The 22,700-nt window shown below is 56.1% G+C and carries 28 protein-coding genes and 1 tRNA gene; 27 read left to right on the forward strand and 2 right to left on the reverse strand.

What is annotated here, in order from left to right; genetic code table 11:
• The first annotated feature begins 10 nt into the window (after positions 1 to 10).
• The 15 genes from DXX99_RS12135 (at position 11) to DXX99_RS06870 (ending at position 12,769) form a co-directional block, all read left to right on the forward strand.
• Positions 11 to 868 (forward strand): cell division protein FtsQ/DivIB, encoded by an 858-nt coding sequence (locus DXX99_RS12135; protein ID WP_115792748.1) that lies wholly within the window; start codon positions 11 to 13, stop codon positions 866 to 868.
• A complete protein-coding gene (locus tag DXX99_RS06805; protein WP_165847753.1) occupies positions 753 to 1,454 on the forward strand; it encodes a DUF881 domain-containing protein in 702 nt (233 codons plus the stop codon). Before DXX99_RS12135 ends, DXX99_RS06805 begins: the two co-directional genes overlap by 116 nt.
• Positions 1,455 to 1,471: 17 nt before the next feature.
• Entirely contained in the window at positions 1,472 to 2,176 is a 705-nt protein-coding gene (locus DXX99_RS06810; protein WP_115792750.1) for a DUF881 domain-containing protein, read from the forward strand.
• On the forward strand, positions 2,177 to 2,524 hold the full coding sequence (locus DXX99_RS06815; RefSeq protein ID WP_115792751.1) for a small basic family protein: 348 nt from the start codon (positions 2,177 to 2,179) through the stop codon (positions 2,522 to 2,524). It begins immediately after the preceding gene.
• Between the two features lie 78 nt (positions 2,525 to 2,602).
• Complete coding sequence (gene ftsZ / locus DXX99_RS06820) at positions 2,603 to 3,658, forward strand: cell division protein FtsZ (RefSeq protein WP_115792752.1); 1,056 nt, start codon at positions 2,603 to 2,605, stop codon at positions 3,656 to 3,658.
• Between the two features lie 141 nt (positions 3,659 to 3,799).
• Positions 3,800 to 4,702, forward strand: coding sequence for a sigma-E processing peptidase SpoIIGA (gene spoIIGA / locus DXX99_RS06825; protein WP_115792753.1), 903 nt, complete (start codon positions 3,800 to 3,802; stop codon positions 4,700 to 4,702).
• Between the two features lie 13 nt (positions 4,703 to 4,715).
• Positions 4,716 to 5,447 carry an RNA polymerase sporulation sigma factor SigE gene (gene sigE / locus DXX99_RS06830; protein ID WP_115792754.1) on the forward strand — a complete coding sequence of 244 codons (732 nt, stop codon included), beginning with the start codon at positions 4,716 to 4,718 and terminating at the stop codon, positions 5,445 to 5,447.
• Positions 5,448 to 5,593: 146 nt separating this feature from the next.
• The gene (gene sigG / locus DXX99_RS06835; RefSeq protein ID WP_115792755.1) at positions 5,594 to 6,364 is read left to right on the forward strand and encodes an RNA polymerase sporulation sigma factor SigG; all 771 of its coding nucleotides are present in this window, start codon (positions 5,594 to 5,596) and stop codon (positions 6,362 to 6,364) included.
• A gap of 15 nt (positions 6,365 to 6,379) precedes the next feature.
• On the forward strand, positions 6,380 to 6,979 hold the full coding sequence (gene spoIIR / locus DXX99_RS06840; RefSeq protein WP_115792756.1) for a stage II sporulation protein R: 600 nt from the start codon (positions 6,380 to 6,382) through the stop codon (positions 6,977 to 6,979).
• Positions 6,980 to 7,084: 105 nt separating this feature from the next.
• A complete protein-coding gene (locus DXX99_RS06845; protein ID WP_240610857.1) occupies positions 7,085 to 7,363 on the forward strand; it encodes a YlmC/YmxH family sporulation protein in 279 nt (92 codons plus the stop codon).
• 181 nt (positions 7,364 to 7,544) lie between these two features.
• Positions 7,545 to 8,036: a transcriptional regulator NrdR gene (gene nrdR / locus DXX99_RS06850; RefSeq protein ID WP_115792757.1), complete on the forward strand. Its 492-nt coding sequence runs from the start codon at positions 7,545 to 7,547 to the stop codon at positions 8,034 to 8,036.
• Positions 8,011 to 10,026 (forward strand): anaerobic ribonucleoside-triphosphate reductase, encoded by a 2,016-nt coding sequence (gene nrdD / locus DXX99_RS06855; protein ID WP_115792758.1) that lies wholly within the window; start codon positions 8,011 to 8,013, stop codon positions 10,024 to 10,026. The genes nrdR and nrdD overlap by 26 nt, the downstream gene beginning before the upstream one ends.
• Positions 10,023 to 10,520 (forward strand): anaerobic ribonucleoside-triphosphate reductase activating protein, encoded by a 498-nt coding sequence (nrdG, locus tag DXX99_RS06860; protein WP_115792759.1) that lies wholly within the window; start codon positions 10,023 to 10,025, stop codon positions 10,518 to 10,520. The genes nrdD and nrdG overlap by 4 nt, the downstream gene beginning before the upstream one ends.
• Before the next feature lie 131 nt (positions 10,521 to 10,651).
• Complete coding sequence (locus DXX99_RS06865) at positions 10,652 to 11,353, forward strand: replication-relaxation family protein (protein WP_115792760.1); 702 nt, start codon at positions 10,652 to 10,654, stop codon at positions 11,351 to 11,353.
• 15 nt (positions 11,354 to 11,368) lie between these two features.
• Complete coding sequence (locus DXX99_RS06870; RefSeq protein WP_115792761.1) at positions 11,369 to 12,769, forward strand: radical SAM/SPASM domain-containing protein; 1,401 nt, start codon at positions 11,369 to 11,371, stop codon at positions 12,767 to 12,769.
• Positions 12,770 to 12,813: 44 nt separating this feature from the next.
• Here the strand turns inward: DXX99_RS06870 and DXX99_RS06875 are convergent, their stop codons facing one another.
• Positions 12,814 to 13,032 (reverse strand): FmdB family zinc ribbon protein, encoded by a 219-nt coding sequence (locus tag DXX99_RS06875; RefSeq protein ID WP_115792762.1) that lies wholly within the window; start codon positions 13,030 to 13,032, stop codon positions 12,814 to 12,816.
• Positions 13,033 to 13,243: 211 nt separating this feature from the next.
• On the opposite strand from DXX99_RS06875, the gene DXX99_RS06880 reads away from it, so the two are divergent.
• Positions 13,244 to 14,221 carry a DUF2334 domain-containing protein gene (locus DXX99_RS06880; protein ID WP_165847755.1) on the forward strand — a complete coding sequence of 326 codons (978 nt, stop codon included), beginning with the start codon at positions 13,244 to 13,246 and terminating at the stop codon, positions 14,219 to 14,221.
• Positions 14,222 to 14,270: 49 nt separating this feature from the next.
• Here DXX99_RS06880 and DXX99_RS06885 read toward each other — a convergent pair.
• Positions 14,271 to 14,345: transfer RNA gene (locus DXX99_RS06885), tRNA-Val, on the reverse strand.
• 149 nt (positions 14,346 to 14,494) lie between these two features.
• Here DXX99_RS06885 and DXX99_RS06890 point away from each other — a divergent pair.
• From DXX99_RS06890 to minE, 11 genes are all read left to right on the forward strand, one after another.
• Positions 14,495 to 14,752, forward strand: a complete 258-nt coding sequence (locus DXX99_RS06890) for a DUF4321 domain-containing protein (protein ID WP_115792764.1) — start codon at positions 14,495 to 14,497, stop codon at positions 14,750 to 14,752.
• Entirely contained in the window at positions 14,749 to 15,348 is a 600-nt protein-coding gene (locus DXX99_RS06895; RefSeq protein WP_115792765.1) for a Maf family protein, read from the forward strand. The genes DXX99_RS06890 and DXX99_RS06895 overlap by 4 nt, the downstream gene beginning before the upstream one ends.
• Positions 15,345 to 16,043, forward strand: a complete 699-nt coding sequence (gene radC, locus DXX99_RS06900; RefSeq protein WP_115792766.1) for a RadC family protein — start codon at positions 15,345 to 15,347, stop codon at positions 16,041 to 16,043. Before DXX99_RS06895 ends, radC begins: the two co-directional genes overlap by 4 nt.
• 17 nt (positions 16,044 to 16,060) lie before the next feature.
• On the forward strand, positions 16,061 to 17,095 hold the full coding sequence (locus DXX99_RS06905) for a rod shape-determining protein (RefSeq protein ID WP_115792779.1): 1,035 nt from the start codon (positions 16,061 to 16,063) through the stop codon (positions 17,093 to 17,095).
• Between the two features lies 1 nt (position 17,096).
• A complete protein-coding gene (mreC, locus tag DXX99_RS06910; RefSeq protein ID WP_115792767.1) occupies positions 17,097 to 17,918 on the forward strand; it encodes a rod shape-determining protein MreC in 822 nt (273 codons plus the stop codon).
• A 20-nt stretch (positions 17,919 to 17,938) separates the two neighbouring features.
• Entirely contained in the window at positions 17,939 to 18,430 is a 492-nt protein-coding gene (gene mreD, locus DXX99_RS06915) for a rod shape-determining protein MreD (RefSeq protein ID WP_115792768.1), read from the forward strand.
• Between the two features lie 5 nt (positions 18,431 to 18,435).
• A complete protein-coding gene (mrdA, locus tag DXX99_RS06920; RefSeq protein WP_115792769.1) occupies positions 18,436 to 20,379 on the forward strand; it encodes a penicillin-binding protein 2 in 1,944 nt (647 codons plus the stop codon).
• A gap of 14 nt (positions 20,380 to 20,393) precedes the next feature.
• Complete coding sequence (locus DXX99_RS06925; protein WP_115792780.1) at positions 20,394 to 20,849, forward strand: Fur family transcriptional regulator; 456 nt, start codon at positions 20,394 to 20,396, stop codon at positions 20,847 to 20,849.
• Between the two features lie 113 nt (positions 20,850 to 20,962).
• On the forward strand, positions 20,963 to 21,346 hold the full coding sequence (locus DXX99_RS06930; protein WP_115792770.1) for a septum site-determining protein MinC: 384 nt from the start codon (positions 20,963 to 20,965) through the stop codon (positions 21,344 to 21,346).
• 29 nt (positions 21,347 to 21,375) lie between these two features.
• Positions 21,376 to 22,170 carry a septum site-determining protein MinD gene (gene minD / locus DXX99_RS06935; protein WP_115792771.1) on the forward strand — a complete coding sequence of 265 codons (795 nt, stop codon included), beginning with the start codon at positions 21,376 to 21,378 and terminating at the stop codon, positions 22,168 to 22,170.
• A 21-nt stretch (positions 22,171 to 22,191) separates the two neighbouring features.
• A complete protein-coding gene (gene minE, locus DXX99_RS06940) occupies positions 22,192 to 22,479 on the forward strand; it encodes a cell division topological specificity factor MinE (RefSeq protein WP_115792772.1) in 288 nt (95 codons plus the stop codon).
• The last annotated feature ends 221 nt before the right edge of the window (positions 22,480 to 22,700 follow it).

Raw genomic sequence — 22,700 nt, forward strand, 5'->3', positions numbered from 1 at the left:
GACAGGCCTTATGCTCTCGGTTTCCTCGCGAGCCAGGAAGAGAAGGTACGGCTGGTGGGAGCGAATAAGTCTCCTCCTCTTGCTTTTGGCGGGTATTTACTTGTTACTTAGCTCCTCTCTCTTTTCCATCAAAGAGGTAAGGGTGGCAGGAAATAAGAACGTGACGGCGAAGGAGATACTTGAGGCAGCGCAACTTCGCCAGGGAGAAAACATTTTTAAGGTGAACCTGGGGGAAGTGGCTCGAAGAGTAGCTGCCCTCCCCCAAATTGCCGAGGCACGGGTGAAAAGGCTACTTCCCCACACAGTGCTTATAGAGGTTAAGGAAAGAGAGCCGGTGGCTCTGGTACCCGGTAAGGATGGTTTTTACGGGGTGGACCTAACCGGGCACTGTTTGGGTCGCTACTCCGTTAACCTTCCTTTTCCTGTGCTGACTGGGGTGGGGGAGGCGCCGCCGCCGGGAAAGCAGATAAGTAGTTCTGGGTTTTTTCTGTCGAGGGAGCTATTAGCTGCTTTAAAGCAAGCCGGCCTTCTGGGGAAGATAGGTGAAATTCACGTAAATGTTCCAGACCGCACGATTGAAGCCTATACTATCGAGGGGGTTAAGATATACTTGGGCGCTCCGACCGAGGTGAGGGAAAAAGTAGATATCCTGGCCCGCCTTTTACCTATGCTCAAGGCGGGGGAAGTAGAGTATGCGGATCTTCAGGTAGTGAATCGTCCCGTAGTACGCTTCAAGGGGGGAGATCGCCAAAGTGCGCACACTTCACCTAAGCCTACTCTTGGTAGGCTTGACCCTGGGGCTAATCGTGGCTGTGCAGATGCGCTTGGCGCAGGAAATAGCCCGTACGGTTCCCATCCAGCGCATTAACACTTTGATGGCGGAAGTGCAAGCGGCGCGCAAGGAGAGGGATCAGCTGCAAAGCGAAGTGAACCGGTTACAACAGGAACTGGATGCAGTGACCAACCAGGAGGGGCTGAAGGAACTCAAGACTGAACTTAATTCTTACCGGATCGAGGCGGGACTAGTAGCGGTAACAGGTCCGGGGGTGGAGGTAACGCTCAACGATAGCACACTTATACCCAAGCCCGGGCAGAACCCCAACCTCTACGTGTTGCACGACGAGGACATACTGCGGGTCTTGAACGAACTTAAGGCGGCAGGAGCGGAGGTTTTGGCTATAAACGGCGAGAGGCTGGTAGCTACCAGCGAAGTGAGGTGTGCGGGACCGACCATACTGGTGAACAAAACGAAGCGGCTGGCCGCTCCCTTTGTCATTACCGCCATAGGCAATCCGGACACCATGATAAACGCTCTGAATATGCGGGGAGGCGTGGTGGACACCCTGCGGCAGTTCTGGGGAATCCAGGTGAGCATAAAGAAGCTGCCGGAGGTTACCATACCGGCTTACAAAGGTAGCCGCCGGTTCGAGTACGCGCACCCGGTAAGGGAGTAAAGGGGGACTAGCTGCCGTTGAAGAAAAAGGAACTGGTGTCGCTGGGTTTAATCGCGCTAGCGCTCGGCTTTCTCCTGGCCTTCACCTACCGCACGGCCAATCGCGTGGAACGAACCGTTCCTTACGATCGAGCCCATGAGCTCACCTTGGAGCTTAAGGCCCTGGCTAAAGAGCGGGCAGATCTGGAGGCCCAGGCGAGGGACTTGCGGGCCAAGCTGGCCAAGGCCAAGCAGGGCTATAGCGAGGCCCAGTTGGCCTTAGAAGCGGAGGTCAAGGAGGCGGCGGCGTTGGCGGGAGCTGTTCCCCTGGAGGGGCCGGGAGTGCGGGTAGTAGTGGACAACCCTCCCGGCACCGCAGGGGGTACCATCTTCGCGGTACGCGACGAAGACCTCTTGAAAATTGTAAACGAGCTCCGAGCTGCGGGAGCGGAAGCTATCTCCATCAACGGCCAGCGATTGGTCTCCACTTCGGAAATTAGGACGGCCGGCTCCTTCATCAACGTTAACCTTCAGCGCATCACTCCTCCCTACGAGATTCTGGCCATCGGCGACTCGGCGGCTTTAAAGGCCGCTCTGGAGGTAAAGGGAGGAATAGTGGAGACCTTACGTGATTGGGGCGTGCGCATTCAGGTGGAAGCGCGACAACAGGTAAAAGTTCCGGCTTTAAGCAAGCCCTTGCGTTTTGATTACGCCCGCGCCGTGGAGACAGGAGGGAAAAGCTAGATGTGGTGGGGAATTGTTTTAGTAATTTTAGGTCTGGTGGTGGGAATAGCCTTAGGACTCAATTTACCTTTGGTCATTCCTCAAGCTTACGGTAAGTATCTGGGGGTAGCGGTACTGGCCGCTCTGGATTCGGTGTTCGGAGGGATGCGGGCTTCGCTAGAGGGACGTTTCGATAACGCCATTTTCCTGAGCGGTTTCTTCGTCAACGCCTGCCTGGCGGCCGGCCTGGTTTTTCTAGGAGACCGCCTGGGGGTGGAGCTTTACACGGCGGCCATTGTAGCTTTCGGAGTGCGCCTTTTCCAAAATCTAGCTATAATTCGGCGTCACTTTTTGGGACGAAAAAAGTAATACTAGCAGGAAAATTGTCGGTTTGAAGAAAACTTTTTATGGCAACAAGATGGAAAGAAGGAAGGGGGAGGGCGGCCCATGATTGATATCGAGATGGAACTCAACGAACTGGCTAACATAAAAGTTGTGGGTGTGGGGGGAGCGGGGGGCAACGCTGTCAACCGCATGATCACAGCAGGAGTGCGCGGAGTGGAGTTCATCGTTATCAACACCGACGCCCAGGCTTTGGCCATGTCCCAGAGCCCTAATAAGATCCAGATAGGGGTTAAACTTACCAAAGGACTGGGAGCGGGGGGTAATCCGGAGATAGGAGAAAAGGCGGCGGAAGAGAGCAAGGACGACATTGTCGCTGCCCTGCGGGGAGCAGATATGGTCTTCGTCACGGCGGGCATGGGAGGAGGTACCGGTACCGGTGCTGCTCCCATTGTGGCGGCGCTGGCCAAGGAGCTGGGAGCGCTCACCGTGGGGGTGGTCACGCGTCCCTTCACCTTCGAGGGGCGCAAGCGGCAGATGCAGGCCGAAATGGGGATCAAAAACCTCAAGGAGCGGGTGGATACCCTCATAACCATACCCAACGACCGTCTCCTGCAGGTGATCGACAAGAACACATCTATAATAGAAGCCTTCCGTATTGCTGATGATGTGCTGCGGCAAGGGGTTCAGGGAATTTCCGACCTTATAGCCGTTCCTGGCCTTATAAACCTCGACTTTGCGGACGTTCGGACCATTATGAAAGACGCGGGATCGGCCCTGATGGGGATCGGGGTGGCGCGGGGAGAAAATCGGGCGGTGGAAGCGGCCAAGCTGGCCATCTCCAGCCCCTTGTTGGAAACTTCTATCGAAGGAGCTAAGGGGGTGTTGCTTAATCTCACCGGCGACCCTTCCATGCGCCTCCTAGAGGTGAACGAGGCGGCCCAGATCATCTCCCAGGTGGTAGACCCCGAGGCCAACATCATTTTCGGCGCCGTGATCGACGAAAGCTTAAACGACGAGGTGCGTGTTACGGTCATCGCTACGGGCTTCGACGAGCGACCTTCCTCTAAGGAAAAAAAGGAGGTGGAGTTGCGCACGCTCAACCACCACGAAGATCTAGACATACCTGTCTTTCTCCTGCGGCGGTCGGGAAGTCGGTAGGATATTGACTTCCTCTATTTCCAAGACATGACAGTCTCCGCTACCTCGGCTTGCTAAAATTAAGGCCGAGGTTTTTTATTTGGGGCATGGGGCAGTCGGGCAGCGCATAAGGGTATAGCAGGCTAGGGTGGGGGGAGAAGATTGGCCGGCTACGTGGTTTATGTGGACGAGTTGCTGGCTACTAACCTCCTGATGAACTACCTCATCCTTTACCTAACCGGCAAGCTGGCGGGTCTATCCCTCTCCTTCTTGCGTCTCTTCTTGGCGGCGCTCCTAGGCTCGCTCTATCTGCTGGTCCTTTTTCTTCCCGGCGGAGCATATCTTTATAACCTGATCGGGAAGTTTCTGCTCTCTTTCCTTATAGTCTTTTTGGCCTTTGGCAAAATGCCTTGGCGTCGCTTTCTGGCGGTATACGCTCTGTTTTTCGGTGTTTCTTTTGCTCTAGGAGGGGTGGTTTTCGGGGTGAGCTTCCTTTTTGGTGGCAGGCCCGGAGAAGAGAAGCTTTCCTACCGTTTTCTCCTTCCCGGCCTGCTGGCCACTCTGATCCTGGCGGTAATTTTGGGACGCAAGGGGGCAAACTTGCGCCGGCGGGTGAGTGAAAGTTTCTTCCGCGTTCCCTGCGTCATCTGGTTAGGGGACTGCCGTCTGGAGCTCACCGCCCTGGTGGACACGGGTAACCAACTGTTTGATCCCGTTTCTGGCCATCCCGTGATGGTGGTGGACTACGAGGCTCTGGCGAGGTGCTTACCGAAGGAGATGCAGACCTGGTTTAAAGAGAGCGGGAGGTTCGACCCCGCCAGCCTCTACTCTTTGTCTTGGCGCAACTCGCGCTGGCTTACCAGGGTAAGGCTCATTCCCTTTCGCTCTCTGGGAGTGAGTGGGGGGTTGCTGGTGGGCTTAAGGCCCGATGCGGTGGAGGTGTTTTACGGGGGAAAGGAGGTGAAGACCAGGAAGGTGGTAATAGGTATCTACAGCGAGCGTTTGAGCCCTGAGGGCGCCTATCAGGCTCTTTTGCCTCCCAAAATTATCGAGCCTCTACTCTAAGGGGGGAAGAGTGTTGCAGGGCCAACTACTTGAAGCTTTAAAGCTGCGTTTTAAGCTCTGGTTTTGCCTCTGGCTTCTGCGGCTTAAGCCGGCGGGATTTTATGTGGGGGGACCGGAAGCCCTCCCGCCCCCGCTTAACGCCGAGGAGGAGGCCCGCTTGCTCAGGCGGCTGGAGGCGGGGGACCAGTCGGTGCGGAACACCTTAGTGGAGCGCAATTTGCGCCTGGTGGTTTATATAGCCCGGAAGTATGAGAGTACGGGTATCAACTTGGAGGATCTGGTCTCTATCGGGAGCATCGGCCTCATTAAGGCGGTCAACACTTTCAACCCCCAGCGTAAGGTCAAGCTGGCCACCTATGCCTCGCGTTGCATAGAGAACGAAATTTTGATGTTTTTAAGGCGGCAATCCCGGACTCTGCGGCAGGAGGTGTCCTTCGACGAGCCGCTTAATACCGACTGGGACGGCAACGAACTTTTACTTTCTGACGTTTTGGGGACGGAGGGGGATGTGACCTCGCGCCACTTGGAGGAGGAAGTGGATCGCAAGATTCTTAAGCTTGCCCTGGCCAGCCTGAGCGGGCGTGAGCGGGTCATAATGGAGCTGCGCTTCGGCTTGGGAGCCGACGGTGAGGAAAAGACCCAGAAAGAGGTGGCCGACCTTCTGGGGATTTCCCAGTCCTATATTTCCCGGTTGGAAAAGCGCATTCTTAAGCGCTTGCGGCGGGAGATCTGCCGGCTAGCTTAAGAAAACATTTTTTTGCAACCGGCGGGCTTGGCCCGCCTTTTTTATTTAGTTAGTGTATAAGTCGTATGTATAAGCCTTTTTCTGGGTGGTAATAATGACAGATGAAATAGCTGTTGTTGACTGGGGTAGGGAGCGGTTAGGGGCTCATGCTTAATAAAGTGGAAATATGTGGAGTCAATACTTCCAAGCTTCCGGTGCTGACTGCTCAACAGATGCGCCAGCTCTTTGAAGCTATGAAGCGCGGGGACGAAAATGCCCGCTCAGAGCTGATAAAAGGTAATTTGCGTCTTGTATTAAGTGTTGTGCAAAGGTTTGCCAATCGCGGTGAACACCTGGACGACCTCTTTCAGGTTGGATGTATAGGTTTGATTAAAGCTATTGACAACTTTGATCTTAGTCAGAATGTAAAGTTTTCTACTTATGCTGTTCCTATGATTATAGGTGAAATAAGGCGCTATCTGCGCGATAATAATGCCATAAGGGTGTCCCGTTCCTTACGGGATATAGCTTATAAAGCTCTGCAGGTGCGCGATGTCTTAGCCAACCAGTACGCCCGCGAGCCTTCGGTGGCTGAGATCGCCGAGGCACTCAAGCTGCCGCAGGAAGAGGTGGTGATGGCGCTAGAGGCCATTCAGGATCCCGTGTCCCTGTTCGAGCCCGTCTATCATGATGGAGGAGACCCTATATACGTGATGGACCAGGTAGGGGACGATAAGAACCAGGATGTCAACTGGTTGGAAAGTATAGCCATAAAAGAAGCGATGAAGCGCCTGTCTGAACGGGAGCGCCAAATCATCAAAATGCGCTTTTTTGAGGGCAAAACCCAGATGGAGGTAGCTGAGGAGATAGGCATTTCCCAAGCGCAGGTATCGCGCCTGGAAAAGGCGGCACTTAACCATATGCGCAAGTATGTTTGAGGGGGTAGGAGATCCTTGCGAAGGAAACTGATGACATTCTGGGCCTTACTTCTTCTGGGAACGGGGCTCATAACCTGGGGATGGTGTAAGGCTACAGCGGTGAAGGCTTACGATCCGCACAACCTCATCCGAATTCACATCGTGGCCAACAGCGATGCTCCTTCCGATCAGGCCCTGAAATACCGGGTACGGGATGCGATAATAACCGCCATGGCCCCTGAATTCCGGGGAGTAGAGGAAATCGAGACGGCCCGGCAGAAAGTGGAGGCCAACTTGGAAAGAATAAGGGAAGTAGCCCAGCGAGAGGTTCAAGCCGCTGGAAAAAACTATGAGGTAAAGGTCTATCACGGCTACTTCGATTTTCCGGAGCGATCCTACGGACGCCTCACCCTCCCCGCCGGTGAATACGAGGCAGTGAGGGTGGTCTTAGGAGCGGGTCAGGGGCAAAACTGGTGGTGCGTCCTCTTCCCGCCCCTTTGCCTGCTGGATGTGGAGAAGTCACCCGAAGGGGGAGGCGAGGGGGAAGTGGCCCTGCGCAGCCGCCTTTACGAGCTGGCCCGCCACCACCTCTTCCCTCCCCTGCGCCAGTTGGTGCAGGCTGAACCTTACCGATAAAGGTCTCGTGCAAGCTCGAAAAAGGCCCAGTCAATGGGCCTTTTTGCTTCTAGGAGCGGGAGGCTTGGCATACCTTTTAGCTTAAGGAAGGTGGAAGGGGGGAGGGTGAGGCTTCTGGCTCTGAAGGTTTCTGATCTGAGGTTGCGCGAAGTCATTAACATATCGGACGGGAGAAGGTTGGGGCTTATCAAGGACATCGATATAGATGTGGAGAACGGGCGCATAAGCGCCCTCATCCTCCCGGGTCCAGCAAGGCTTCTGGGGTTTTGGGGCCGGGAGGATGAGATTGTTATTCCCTGGGAGCGTGTGGTCAAAATAGGCACGGACGTTATTCTGGTAGAGGCACCCAGTGAGGCTTGGACCCGCCCTCCTTACCGCCGCTAGTACCAGATTAACCCAGGTTGCGGGGTGACCCCTAAATTTTTTTTCCGCGGGAGCTATACCTCCCTCTGCCCGAGCTTAACCCTTCCTTTTCCTTTTTTTGCCCCGTCCCCGAGGTTGTCCTCCCCAACATCTTGTGATATCCTCCTTTCTGTCTACTAGATGTAGGGGTAAAGCCGGCTTTATGCGTTGCCCTTTCTGCCATTTTGCCGATACCCGGGTAGTGGACACGCGATCGGCCAACGAGGGAACGGCCATTCGCCGGCGGAGAGAGTGTCCCCGCTGCGGCCGGCGCTTCACCACTTTTGAGCGGGTAGAGGAATTGCCGCTGGTGGTGATTAAGAAAGACGGCCGCCGAGAGCTCTTTGATCGAGCCAAGATTCTGAGCGGCTGCTTGCGGGCTTGTCACAAGCGGCCGGTCCGCCGCGAGGACCTGGAAAATCTGGTGGACGAGGTGGAGCGAGAGCTCAGAAACCGGCTGGAGCCGGAAATACCCAGCTACGTCATAGGAGAGCTGGTCATGGAGAAATTGAAGCGGCTGGACGAAGTGGCCTACGTGCGCTTCGCCTCGGTCTACCGGGAGTTCCGGGACAGTTACGACTTCAAGGAAGAGATTGAGCGCTTGGCGCGCGAGAAGGAGGGGGAGCCAGATGTTCGAAGTGATAAGGAAGCGTGACGGGCGGGAAGTTCCTTTCGATCCCAACCGCATAACCGAAGCGATTTTCAAGGCAGCGCGGGCCGTGGGCGGGGAGGACCGGGAAACGGCCATGCGGCTTACCCTGGAGGTCATGAAATACCTCAAGGCTCGTTATAACGGCACCATCTTTGGGGTGGAGGATGTGCAGGACGCAGTGGAAAAGGTGCTCATCGAGCACGGCCATGCTAAGACGGCCAAGGCCTACATCCTCTATCGCGCCTGGCGCACCCGCATCCGGGAGGCCAAGTCGGAGCTCATGGATGCGGTGGCTGACATCCTCAAAGAAACCCACAAAGAAAACGCCAACGTCTCTAACTCCCCCTCGGGCAAGATGTTGCAAATTGCCGAGGCGGCCAGCAAAAAGTATTATCTTACCCGCCTTATCCCCGAGGAATTTGCGCAAGCGCACCTGCAGGGCCGTATTCACATCCATGACTTGGGATTTTACGCCAAGACTATGAACTGCCTGCAAATTCCTCTGGGAAGGTTGCTACAAGGGGGGTTCGATACCGGGCACGGGTACATAAGGCCGCCTAAAAGGCCGAGCTCTGCCGCTGCTCTGGCCTGCATCATCCTCCAGAGTTCCCAGAACGACATGTTTGGAGGCCAGTCCTTCCCCTTCTTCGACCGGGACATGGCCCCCTTCTTCGAAAACGCCTCGGAAGACGATACTTACCAAGCCATGGAAGCCCTGGTCTATAACCTCAACAGTATGCACAGCCGGGCGGGCGCACAAGTGCCCTTTTCTAACATAAACCTGGGGACGGATACGAGCGAGGCCGGGCGTAAGGTAACGCGGAATCTGCTCTTGGCCTACGAGGCGGGCTTAGGTCGGGGGGAAAACCCTATCTTTCCCAACATCATCTTCCGGGTAAAAAAGGGGATAAACTTCGATCCGGGCGATCCTAACTACGATCTCTTCAAGCTCGCCGTGCGGGTGGCGAGCAGACGCCTCAACCCCACCTTTAGCTTCATGGACTCGAGCCTCAATGCCCCTTGGGGAGACCAGGTAGCTTACATGGGCTGCCGCTCCCGAGTCATGGCCAACCGTTGCGGCCCGGCGGTCACCGAGGGTAGAGGTAACCTTTCTTTCACGACCATCAACCTCCCCCGTCTAGCTTTGCAGGCCGGGGGCAACTTAAACTCCTTCTGGCGCTTGCTTCAGGCCACAACTTGGCTGGTGATTCAACAGCTCTTGCATCGCTTTAAGGTGCAAAGTCGGCTCCGGGTAAAAGATCTGCCTTTTGTCATGGGTCAGGGACTTTATCTGGGTTCGGATAAATTGGGACCGGATGATCCGGTAGAGGAGGCCATCAAAAACGGGACTTTGGCGGTGGGCTTCATCGGCTTGGCGGAGACTCTGGTGGCCTTGACCGGGCAGCACCACGGTGAGTCCTCCTCTGCGCAGGAGCTGGGATTGGAGATAGTGTCCCGGCTTAAGGAAATGGTAGAAGAAGCAGGAAAAGAGTACGGACTTAACTTCACCTTGCTGGCTACGCCGGCGGAGGGCTTGGCCGGGCGCTTCGTAGAGCTCGACCGGAAGGAGTTCGGGGTAATCAAGGGGATAACCGACAAGGAATACTACACCAACTCCTTCCACGTTCCGGTATACTACCCCTGCGAGGCCTACCGGAAGATAGAAATCGAGGGGCCCTACCACAAGTATTGCGATGCCGGGCACATAAGCTACGTGGAGCTTCCCTCCCCCCCCATACATAATCCGGAGGCGGTGGAGGCCCTGCTCCGGTACATGGCCCAGAACGACATGGGCTACGTAGGTATAAACTTCCCGGTGGATTTCTGCGTCACCTGCGGCTACCAGGGGATTATGCCCGAAGAACTTTGCCCCAAGTGCGGCTCCAGCCGCATCAAAAGAGTACGGCGAATAACCGGCTACCTCTCCACTACCGACCGCTGGAACAGCGCCAAGCTGGCGGAGCTCAGGGATCGGGTGGTGCACTTCCTATGAAGTTGAAGTTGGCAGGGGTGGTGAGGGAAAGTGTGGTGGATGGCCCTGGTATACGGTACGTCATCTTCGCCCAGGGATGCTTGCACCGCTGCCCCGGTTGCCATAACCAACACACTTGGGATCTAGAAAGCGGGGAAGAGGTCCCCGTTGAGTACCTGCTGCAGGATGTTTTTCGGAACCCTTTGTTAAGCGGCGTGACGTTCTCCGGTGGAGAGCCTTTCCTCCAGGCAGGCGCTTTCGCCTGCTTGGGGGAAGAGGTGAAACGTCGGGGTTTAAGCGTGGTAACCTACACCGGCTACACTTTTGAGGAGCTTGTGGCCCTGGACCTGGAACCGGTGAAGCGGCTTCTGAAGGTGACCGACATCTTGATTGACGGGCCCTTTAAGCTTGAGCTTAAAGATCCCACCCTTCCCTTCCGCGGCTCTTCTAACCAGCGGCTGATAGACGTTCCGCGCTCAATGCGAGAAGGAAGAGTGGTTACGTTGGAAGTTTGAAGGTTCCGACTACTCAGGGGGCGGGGAGACCGCCCCCTGAAATTTTTTGTATTGACGGAGGGGTTGGTCGGGTATAATATCCTTAAAAAGGAAGTTTGGTTTTTTGGGTTTGATGGTATTAAGGGGAGGAAGTGAAGTTGCTTACGAGGCGGCGCCTGGAGTTCTTGAGAGCACTGGGGAAAATACAGCAGGAAGAGGGCAGGCCAGTGCACTATACCTCGGTTGCCCGCGAGATGCGGGTGAGCAAGTGGACGGCCTACGACCTCTTGCGGGAGCTGGAAGAGGAAGGGTATCTAGAAGCGGTCTTTGAAGAGGCGCGGGAAGAGAAAACCAGGGGGAGGAAGCAGCTTCTTTACCGTCTTACCCCCAAAGGAGAGACAGTCTTGCAGCGCCCCGGTGGGGAAGAGTGGCAGGAACTTAGGTCTCTCCTGCTGTCTAGGCTGCAGGAAAAGGGCCGGGCTACGCGGGAGCTTATAGCCGAGCTTTCCAACGAGATTTCCCAGCAGACCTCGCGCCTGGCCCGGAGTGCCTACAAGCTGGCGGTGCTGTTGGCTTCCCTGGAAGAGACGGGATTTGGGCGGGGCAAGAAACTTTTGGCCCAGTACCTTAACCGCTTAAGCTCTCCGGAGCAGGGGCTCAACCTCTTCACGGGAGTGGTGCTAGCCAACTTCTTGCGCGATAAAGGCGGTTCTTTAGCGGTGCGGGAGTGTTTGAGGAGGTGGTTGGAGGTCATCCCTAACTTGACGTCCGAAGAGTTGCGCTGCCTTCTGGAATTCCTTCGGGAGGGACTTAACCGAGGCCGGAACTTTTCTCCTAGCCCGAGATCTTTTTAAGGGGAGGTGTAACTTATGGCCAATTGGGCTTCGCTGCCGAGTTTCGATTTCGCCAAGCGTTTCGTGAGCGAGCAGATCTTGCGGCAAATGCTCAACTATGTGGATCGGGATCCGGAGCAGAACTTCCCCAAGATCTTGAATCTGGCCAAGAAGGTGGCCAAGCAGCCTCATCATAAGGCGCACGCTGAAAAGATCGCGGCCTGGTACGAGAACAACCCGGCGGTAAGGTTTTACATTAACCGCTTGTTCGAGCGCACCCATCCCAACGTTAAACGCCGTCTGGTATACAACTGGTTCATCAACGCCATGCTCCTGGGTATTCCTCGGCAGCAGGAACTCTCGGCCAAGCTGGGGGTACATATCCCTAACTTCATCCTCATCGACCCGACCAGCGACTGCAACCTTCGCTGCGAGGGTTGCTGGGCGGGGATGTACGAGAAGCACGATACATTAGAGTTCGAGACCCTCGACCGCATTATCAGCGAGGCCAAAGAGCTGGGAATCTACTGGATAGTAATGTCGGGCGGTGAGCCTTTCAAGTACCCTCGGCTACTGGAGTTGGTGGCGAAGCATCCCGATATGGCCTTCATGGTCTACACCAACGGGACTTTGATCACCGAGAGGGTAGCCGACGCTCTGGTGGAGGTGGGTAACCTCTCTCCGGCCATAAGTCTGGAGGGCTGGCGGGAGGAGACCGATGCTCGTCGAGGCAAAGGGGTTTTCGACCGCATAATGCGAGCCATGGACCTCTTGCGGGAGCGGGGAGTTATCTTCGGCGCTTCTATCACTATAACACGCCACAACCTGGAGACGGTCACCAGCGATGAGTTCATCGATTTCCTCATCGATAAGGGGGTTACCTACGCCTGGACCTTCCATTACGTGCCCATAGGGCGCAACCCCAATCCTGAGCTCATGGTAACCCCCGAGCAGCGGGCCTACCTGGCCAAGCGCATACCCTACATCCGCACTCATAAGCCCATTCAAATCGCCGACTTCTGGAACGACGGGGAACTTACCGGTGGATGCATTGCGGGAGGGAGGATGTACTTCCACATCACCGCCAAGGGGGATGTAGAGCCCTGCGCCTTTGTGCATTTCGCCGTGGATAATATAAAAGAGAAGAGTCTACTGGAAGTGCTGCGCAATCCCCTCTTTGCCGCTTACCAGAAGCGGCAGCCCTTCAGCCCTAATTTGCTGCGCCCTTGCCCGATAATCGATGTTCCCCAGGCTTTGCGGGACATAGTGGCCGAAAGCGGAGCCCGGCCTACGCATCCCGGTGCCGATTCGGTGCTGCAGGAGCCCATAGCTTCCTACTTGGATAAGCGAGCGGAGGCCTGGCGCCGCCTGGCGGACGAGATCTGGGCGGAGAGACACGGAGCCCAGAAAGAGGCAGTGGCAGGGAGCCAAAAGTAGAGAGTTGTAAAAAGCTAAAAACTTTAGGGCCCACCGGGCCCTTTCTATTTTAGGGAACAAGTGCTGCAAGAGGTACTGGTGCAGGAACTACAAGAGGAACCGGAGCCACTCTCTACCCCTTTAGTAGTGAAGGCCGACATTACCCTTAGCGGAGCTTTGGCTCCGCAAGCGGGACAGGTTAGGTTCTCTCCCGTTTCCCCCATAGGGCAAAGCCTTTCAAACCGGTATCCGCACGCCTGACACCTGAACTCGTAGATGGGCATAAGCCTCCGCGCTCCTTCCTACTACAGACTTGGCCACTTCCAGCTTACCTCTCACCCTATACCCCTGTCAAGCCAGACTCATAGAGGGAGCCTAGGGCAAGCGGCCGCCGCTCGCTTTTCGCCAACAGAAATTTTAACTTTGGGCGCGTTTGCGGAAGGGAAGCGAAGCATAGGCTGTTGAATGTTCTAAATGCTTGAAGGAGGTGTAAAGATGCGCTGGCTTGCGCTTCTGGTCCTGGCGGCTTTAGGTGTTGTAAGCCTGGCCTGGCTCATTAACATCGAGCGAGGCGGGGGAGTAGGAGTAGCTTTAGCGGGAGAAAAGCTGGCCCTGGTTCGCCTGGAGGATGTGAGCGTATGGTACGCTTTGCAGGAAAACGGACTCGATGTTTTACGGGATCTGGCTGATTTCTTCCATTCGGAGGGGATACCCTTTCACATCTCGCTCATCCCCGTCTTTAAAGACCCGTCGAGGGGAATTGAGCTGGGAATAGGGGATCTGCACGACCCCCGCGTGCGGGCCTTCAACGATACCCTCAAGTATATGGTGGAGCGGGGCGGAGTGGTGGGGCTGCACGGCTACACTCATCAATGTGGGAACGAGGTAAGTGCTGCGGGATTCGAATTTGCCCGCTTCGGTGAGTATTCTCGGCCAAGCTATGCCGCTGTGCGGGTAAAAGCTGCCCTGGAACTGGTGCACAAGGTGGGCATTCCCGTGACCTACTGGGAGACGCCTCATTACACTGCTTCCGCGGCTCAATATCAAGAGTTTGCCCGGTATTTCTCTATTATTTACGAGCCGGATCCTGACGATAAGCGAGCCAAAAAAATCGCCGTGGTCAAGGGGCTGGGAGGAAGAAAGGCCGTTTACTTCATTCCTGCTCCCTTAGGGATGATAACCAGGGACTCCGATGTTCCGCGCCTTCTTTCCCGTGTAGACAGGCGGCGCCCGGAGCTTGCCAGCTTTTTCTACCACCCCTTCATGGAATATCAGCATTCGCTTAAGACGGGGGATTGTGCCGTATTCCACCTGGATCGGCCCAACGGCTACCTCCGTACCCTGGTGAGGGAGCTTAAAGCGCGCGGCTATCGTTTCTTACGGGTCGATGAACTTGTACGGGAAATCGAGCAAGGGGGACACCAGGGCCTTTACTACTCTAGTTGGCTTGAGGAAGAAGTTCTGTTGCAGTGAAAAGTGAAGGGCCGAAAAAAAGTTTTTTCGGCCCCCGTTTGGCTTTTCATGGTGGGCGCGGCAGGGATCGAACCTGCGACCTCTTGAATGTGAGTCAAGCGCTCTCCCGCTGAGCTACGCGCCCGTTTCAAATCCTATTTTAATAGGTAGCGCGGAAAAAGGCAACAGGTAAAAGAAAAATTAACGAGGGGTGCTTCTTCGGCTGTGCTTGTCAAAGGAGGGGTGTTGCGATAAACTGAAGAAGGTACGCTCAAGGTCGTCGGAGGGAGCCTTTTGGCCCGAGGCCAACGCACCCAGCACGACAGGGGAACCTTTATACTCATGCTTTTCCTGGGAGGGTTAGCGGGTAGCATTCTGGGGGAAGGACTGGGCGCTTTCTTCCCTTTCTTGAAGAACACCGCCGCCGTAGGTTTCGGACCAGCCACGCTGGATCTGCATTTTTGTAAATGCACTTTGGGGTTTTCCCTGGCCTTAGGGCCGGCGACGGTGCTGGGGTTGTTGGCCGGATACTGGGCGTATCGAAGGATATGAGGCGTATAGTCCTAGCTTCTACCTCTCCACGGCGCCAGGAGATTTTGCGCTCCCTAGGAGTAGAATTCGAAGTGGTGGCTCCGCGGGTGAAAGAAAGCTTTTCATCGGACTTCCCGCCAGCGGAAATGGCCGAAGAACTGGCCCGGCTCAAAGTAGAAGAAGTGGCTTCCCGCGTGACTCCACCAGCACTTGTCATCGGGGCCGATACTATCGTGGTGCACCGAGGGAAAGTTTTGGGTAAGCCCCGCAGCGAAGAAGAGGCCAAAGAGATGTTGGCAGCGCTTCAAGGGAACGAGCACACGGTCTTTACGGGTGTAGCCGTCTTGGGCCTGCCGGAGGGCAGACTGATCAAGGATCACGTGGCCACCCGCGTGTTTTTTGCGCCCCTTGCCGCAGAGGAAATAGCGGCTTACGTTGCTACTGGCGAGCCTATGGACAAGGCGGGAGCTTATGCCGCCCAGGGTAAAGGGGCGCTTTTCATCGAGAAGATCGAAGGCTGCTACTTCAATGTGGTGGGACTGCCGGTGTTTTTGCTTCACCGGCTGCTGCTTCAATTTGGCGTAAACCTCTTGACGGGGCAGGGGCTAGAGGGGTGAAAGGAGAGCAGACCTACCGGGTTCCTATAAAAAAGCTTCCTCCTTCAACCCGCCCGCGCGAGCGCCTTTGGCGGGAAGGGGCGTCTGCTCTCTCTGAAGTGGAGCTTTTGGCCATCATCCTGCGTACCGGTTCGGCCAGAGGCTCGGCTCTAGACCTGGCCCGGTTTCTCCTTAGCAATTTTGGAGGTTTAAAGGGTTTGGCTACGGCAGCGGTACAGGAATTGAGCTCAGTTCCCGGTATGGGGGAGGCAAAGGCAGCGCAAGTAGCTGCCGCTTTAGAGTTAGGCCGGAGGTTGGGGACCTTAGAGGTTTCTTCGCGACCGGTAATAAATTCCCCGGCCGCAGCGGCGCAACTGGTAGTTCCTACCATGGCCCACCTAGAGCAAGAGGAGTTTAGAGTGATACTGTTGGACACCAAGAACCAGTTGCTGGGGATAGAAACCGTGGCCGTAGGTGGACTTAACATCGCTGGGGTCTTGCCGCGCGAGGTCTTTCGGGCGGCGGTGCGCCGTTCGGCCTGTGCCCTGATTTTGGCGCACAACCACCCAAGTGGTGACCCCACGCCCAGCGGGGAAGACCTGGCTCTTACCCGGCGCCTGGTGCAGGCGGGGGATCTCTTGGGCGTTGAGGTGCTGGATCACCTCATTATAGGCGATAATTGTTATGTGAGCCTCAAAGAGGCGAATCTCTGGTGAAAGGAGTCGTAGGAGACTTGCGTATCGGGCTTTTTTCGCGCGACATCGGCATCGATTTGGGAACGGCCAACACTATTGTCTACGTTAAGGGAGAAGGCATTGTCTTGCGGGAGCCTTCGGTGGTAGCCATTCAGAAAGACACGGGCAAGATCCTGGCGGTGGGGGAAGAGGCCAAGAAGATGATCGGGCGGACGCCCGGGAACATAGTGGCTATAAGGCCGCTGGCCGACGGGGTCATTGCCGACTTCGATACTACCCAGGCTATGATAAAGTACTTCATCGGACGAGCCCTAAAGAATCGCCATTTCTTCGTGCGGCCGCGGGTGGTTATAGGGGTCCCCTCAGGGGTAACGGCGGTCGAGGAGCGAGCTGTCCGGGAGGCCGCCCTGCAAGCGGGAGCAAGAGAAGTTTACCTCATCGAGGAGCCCATGGCGGCAGCCATAGGGGCTGGGCTACCGGTGGAAGAGCCTACGGGGAATATGATAGTGGACATCGGGGGCGGAACCACCGAGGTAGCGGTTATTTCTTTAGGGGGCATTGTCACCAGCTGCTCCATCCGGGTGGCCGGGGACGAAATGGACGAGGCCATTGCCCAGTACGTCAAGAAGCACTATAACCTGATGATAGGTGAACGGACAGCGGAGGAGGTCAAGATTCGCATAGGCTCGGCCTATCCGCCTGATAATCCCAGTGAAGAAGAGGAAGTGCGGGGCAGGGACCTGGTAACCGGTCTTCCCAAAACCATCAAGGTAACGGCGGAGGAAATTTACGAGGCTTTGAAAGAGCCGGTGGCCGCCATCGTGGACGCCATCAAAGCCACCTTAGAACAGACTCCGCCGGAGCTGGCGGCCGACATTATGGACCGGGGCATAGTGATGGCCGGAGGAGGGGCTTTGCTCCGCGGACTCGACCGTCTGGTGAGCGAGCAGACGGGCATGCCGGTAGTGCTGGCGGAGGAGCCGCTTCTGGCGGTAGCCTATGGTACAGGCTACGTCCTGGATAACATCGAAATTCTACGCCGGGTGGCTCTGCAACCGCGGCGGGTGATGTAGCTTGCCCGGCCGGTGGCGCCAGGTAAAAAAAGGGCTGGCGGCGTTCTTGCTCCTTTCTCTAGCTTTGGCTCTTTTACGCCTCACCGCTCCCCGAGAGGGCCAATCCATTATTCCTTTCAGCTCGTGGGTTTGGGATGGAGCGGCGCCTGTGGGAGCGGGGCTCAACTTGGGAGCGGAGAAAATGGCCGAAGGGATGGCCTTTCTTTTTTCCGGGGGGAGGGAAAATGCCACTGTAAGAGAGCTTCGGGCGCGGGTGGCTGAGCTAGAAGCGGAGGTAGCCCGTTTGCGGGAGCAGGCGGCAGAAAACACCCGTCTCAAGGCCCTTCTCGATTATAAAGAAACCCACCCTGGTCCCAGCCTGGTGGCGGAAGTGGTGGGTCGGAACCCCAACAACTGGTTTGGTACCCTGACCATCAACCGGGGTAAGGTTGACGGGGTCACTCCCGACGCCGTGGTAGTAGCTCCTGCTGGTTTAGTGGGACGGGTTTGGCGAGTTAGCGCCCACACCTCGGAGGTGCTGCTCATAACCGATCCGCGTAGTGCGGTGGGAGCGGTGGTCTACGAAACCCAGGTGCCGGGAATAGTGCGAGGAATGCTGGCGCCGGGGGAGATGCGCATGGACTACGTAGTAAAGGACGAGCCGGTAAAGCAGGGGATGCTGGTGCTAACTTCCTCCTTAAGCGGCATTTTCCCTCCCGGTATTCCCGTAGGTAAGGTGGTACGGGTGGAGGAAGGAGAGGGAGGGCTTTTCCGCACCATTTATCTCAAGCCGGTAGTCGATCTCAACCGGGTCCAGGAGGTTCTGGTGCTTTTGAAGAAGTAGTAAACGGGGCGGCGAAGTAGGTGCAGACCTTTATCCTCCTTTGGCTTGTCGGTTTTAGTTTGCTTCTACAGACCACAGTTTTAACCTATTTGCGGGTGGCGGGGGTAAGGCCCGATCTTTTGCTTATATTGGTCGCTTTTATTGGCTTCTGGCGCGGCCCTAGGGAAGGAGGGCTCTGGGGGGTGGTAGCAGGGCTGCTTTGTGACCTGGTGGCCGGGGGGTTCGTGGGGCTTAACGCCTTGACCAAACTTCTGGCCGGCTATTTGGCTGGGCAGGCGGGGGTTTTCTTTTACCGGGAGAGTAGCTTAACTTGCGCCCTGGTCACCGGGACGGTCACTTTGGTGGCCGAGCTGGCCACTTATCTTTTGCTACTCTTTCTAGGCATCTGGCTGCCGCTCAAAAACACTCTTCTTTACCTGATATTGCCGGTAACTGCTTACAACACCGTTGCGGCCGTGGTACTTTTCTACCCCTGGCAGAGACTTTTGTCGCGACGCCTTAGAGCGAGGTAGAGATAATGGCTTCCTCCATAGAGCGTAAAGGAAAAATCTTTCTCCTGGTCTTCGCTTTGCTTTTCGCTGTGCTTTTTCTGCGTCTGGCCTACTTACAGATTTGGCGGGGAGAACACTATGCCGTTCTGGCCAAGGAAAACTGCCTGCGCCTAGTGCTCATAAGGGCGCCTCGGGGGGAGATTTTCGACCGCAACGGTCATAAACTAGTGGGAAATCGCCCGGTTTATGCCCTTTCTTACATCAATTTAGGAAAGCCGGTCGCCCCCTATCTGGTTAAGAGGCTGGCCGGGCTTTTGCATATGGATCCCACAGAGATCGAAAAGAAAATAAAGGAAGGGGAGAACTCCGGCCAGCCCGTGCGCCTGGCCACTAATGTCCCTCTTCAGGCGGTAACTTACCTAGAGGAGCACCATGACGAATTTCCCGGTATAATGGTAGAAATAGTGCCGGTTCGTTATTACCCTTACGGCTCCACCTTGGCTCAGGTGCTGGGCTACGTACACGAGATAAGCGCGGAACAACTGAAGAAGCATAAGGACGAGGGGTATGCTCCGGGCGACTTCTTTGGTCAAGACGGGCTGGAGTACACTTTCGAGCGTTACCTTCGGGGTAAGGATGGGGCACGCTATATAGAAGTGGACGCGGTGGGGCGTCCGGTAAGAGATCTGGGGATCAAACCTCCTACCCCAGGAGACAATCTGGAGCTGACCATAGACCTCAAGGTGCAGCAGGCAGCCGAGGCCGCTTTGGAGAAGGCGGTGAAGGAAGCCCGGAAAAAAGGCCTTCCAGCTCCTGGAGGGGCGGCGGTAGTGGAGGATGTGCATACTGGGGAGATATTGGCTATGGCCAGCTACCCCTCCTACGACCCTTCCATTTTCACCCGGGGGCTTACGCCAGCAGAAGCCAAGGCCCTTTTCCAAAACCCGGACAGCCCTTTGCTTAACCGGGCTTTATCCGCCTATCCGCCGGGTTCTACTTTCAAGATGGTCACTGCCTTGGCTGCCCTGGAAGCGGGGATAATAAATCCTGACTTTACCGTGTTCTGCCCTGGATACTACCGCCTGGGCAGTCACATATTCCACTGCTGGGTGTGGCCCAGCGGTCACGGAAGGGTCGATTTGAAGCGAGCCTTGCAAGTCTCTTGCGACGTTTACTTCTGGACCATAGGCCAGATGACGGGGATCAACCGTATCGACGCTATGGCCCGCGAGCTAGGTTTCGGAGAGAAGACGGGAATTACCTTGCCGGGAGAAATGGCAGGGGTCGTACCCACCCCGGAGTATAAGTATAAGCGGATGAAAGCCTATCTCGACTCTATTTTTGAGCCGAAATTTAAAGCAGTAGAGGAGGAATACGCCCGCAGGCTAGCGGCCACCCAGGACCCGAAGGAAAGAGAAAAGTTGGAGAGGGAAAAAAACCAGCGCCTTCAGGCGCTAAAAGCGGAGTACCAGCGCTACGCTTGGGATCTGGACTGGCACACTTACGATACGCTCAACACCTCCATAGGACAGGGGTACCTGCTTTGTACGCCCTTGCAGTTGGTCAACTATACGGCCACGCTAGCCAACGGGGGCACGCGCTACCGTCCTTTTCTGGTAAAGAAGATAGTGACACCCGACGGCCGGACGGTGGCCAGCTTCGGCCCCGAGGTGCTGGGGCGATTAAAGGTTAACCCGGAATACCTCAAGGTGGTGCAGGAAGGGATGGATCTAGTGACTCAGGGAGAGGGAACGGCTGCTGGGGTATTTGACGGTTTGCCGGTCAAGGTGGCAGGTAAGACCGGCTCGGCCGAAGTTCCGGGCAAGGGTACGTGCGCCCTTTTTGTGGGCTACGCTCCGGCGGACAACCCCCGCGTAGCGGTGGCGGTGGTGGTGGAGAACGCCGGGCACGGTGGAGCAGTGGCCGCCCCGGTGGCTAAGGAGATTCTAAGCGCTTATTTCGGCGGTTGAAAAGGTGGTTTGAGGTGGAGAGTAAGCAAGGGCGGCGGGAAAAGAAGAATGAACGGGCAAGTAAGCTGAGGCGTTTAGGGCTGAGAGCCACCCCTCAGCGCCTGGCTATTCTTGCTTTTCTCGAGGGAAACCGAAACCACCCCTCGGCGGAGGAAATTTACCAAGCCCTCAAGCCCCGCTTTCCCTCCCTTTCTCTGGCTACGGTTTACAGTACCTTGGAGATCTTAGAACGGGCTGGGGAAATCCAGATTTTAACCATTGATCCGGAGCGACGCCGTTTCGATCCCGATCCTACGCCCCACGCCCACTTTTACTGTCGGCTTTGCGGCCGGGTTTTCGATTTGCCTCCGGGCGAGCCGGTGCTAGAAGAGCTTCCGGAAGAGATTGAAGGTTTTCGGGTAGAAAAAATTTTGCTCTGTGTTTACGGTGTGTGCCCTGGTTGCCGGGGGAGGCACAAGGAAGGTACATAAAGTGCCGATCCTTTCTTTGGGGTTCGGTCCTGCCCGGAGTTCGACTAGCAGGGCACATTTTTAGCAGGAATTGGTTAGAGGATGGCGAATAAAGCTTTCGGGAGGGATCGGTCATGGGTGCAGGGCAGGGTGCAATGGTGCAGATTCCCGGGGTTCGACCGGAAAGAAAAACCATTCTGATCGAGCGTACCTTGCGTTCGGGGCAATCTCTCTTTTATGACGGCAATGTGGTAATCTTAGGGGACGTGAACCCGGGCGCGGAGGTCACTGCTACCGGGGATGTAATCGTTATCGGAACTCTTAGAGGGACGGTACACGCTGGGGCAGGAGGAGACGAGGGAGCCCTGGTGGTGGCTTTTCGACTGGAACCTACCCAGTTGCGCATTGCCAACCACGTTTCTAGGCCGCCGGAGGGCATGACTCCTTCGGGACAGCCGGAGGTAGCGCGAATAAAGGATGGAATGGTTATCATCGAAGCGTTGGGGTTCAGGCTCTAAAAGTCTTGTATCGTAGTGGGGGGAAGGGAATGGGTGAGACGATCGTAATCACCTCGGGCAAGGGGGGCGTAGGTAAGACTACAGCCACGGCCAACATAGGAGCGGGCTTGGCCCTGCTGGGCCACAAGGTAGCCCTGGTAGATGCGGACATCGGGCTTAGGAACCTCGATGTGGTATTGGGACTGGAGAACCGTATAGTCTATGACCTGGTGGACGTGGCTCACGGCCACTGCCGGCTGAAGCAGGCGCTTATTCGCGACAAGCGCTTCGAAGGGCTTTATCTTTTACCCGCCGCTCAAACCAAAGACAAGACGGCGGTAAATCCCGAGCAGATGCGGGAGATCTGCCAGGAGCTCAAAAAGGAGTTCGACTATGTGATTGTGGATTGCCCTGCCGGTATAGAGCAGGGCTTTAGAAACGCCATTGCCGGTGCGGACAGGGCCATAGTGGTAACCACGCCGGAGGTTGCGGCGGTTAGGGACGCCGACCGGGTGATCGGGCTACTGGAGGCAGCGGGGCTCAACGAACCTAAGCTGGTGATAAACCGGCTGCGTCCCAAGATGGTGCGACAGGGAGATATGATGGACATCGAGGATATCTTGGACATCCTGGCCGTAGACCTGCTGGGGGTAGTGCCGGAGGACGAACGCATCATCGTTTCCACCAACCGGGGAGAACCGATAGTGCAGGAGAGGAACTCTCTGGCGGCCGAGGCCTTCCGCAACATCAGCAGGCGCATCTTGGGCGAGCCGGTACCCCTTCTCGACCTAGAAAGTAATGGCAATCTTTTGGTCCGCCTGCGCAAGATGCTAGGCTTAGGTTAAAAGGAACGGGGGTTTAGGGGAATGGACCTTTGGCAGATAGTAAATCGCCTCCTCTCCCGCTCCGGGGCGGGTAGCAAGGAGATAGCGCGGGAGCGTTTGCGCCTCATTCTAGTGCATGACCGGGCTAGCGTCTCCCCCGAGCTCTTGGAGCACTTAAAGCGGGATCTCCTTCAGGTAATTTCCCGCTACATGGAGGTTGAAGAGAGAGGGCTGGAGATAGAGCTTGCGAGCCAGGAGGATACAGTGGCCCTGGTGGCAAGTATTCCTATCCGGCGGGTAAAGCGGGCAGTGAAAGTGGCCCCGGTGTGAGTCTGGTTAGTGTAAAGTTACCGTAGGAGTTCTTGCAGGAGCCGAGGGAGGAGAAAAAGAAGAAGAGACCTCACCGTCCTTGCTAGGGACGAGCAGTTGACAATCCAACCACTCAGGAGGGTGAGGTCTCTATGCAGATTATAAAGCAGATTTGGGAGAAGTTCCAGAGGGTAGCGGAGCTGACGTTAAAGGTTCTGGAGGAAGGGATCGACTTTTTAAGC

Source organism: Ammonifex thiophilus, assembly GCF_003368535.1.
In the GTDB taxonomy this organism is placed as follows: domain Bacteria; phylum Bacillota; class Desulfotomaculia; order Desulfotomaculales; family Ammonificaceae; genus Ammonifex; species Ammonifex thiophilus.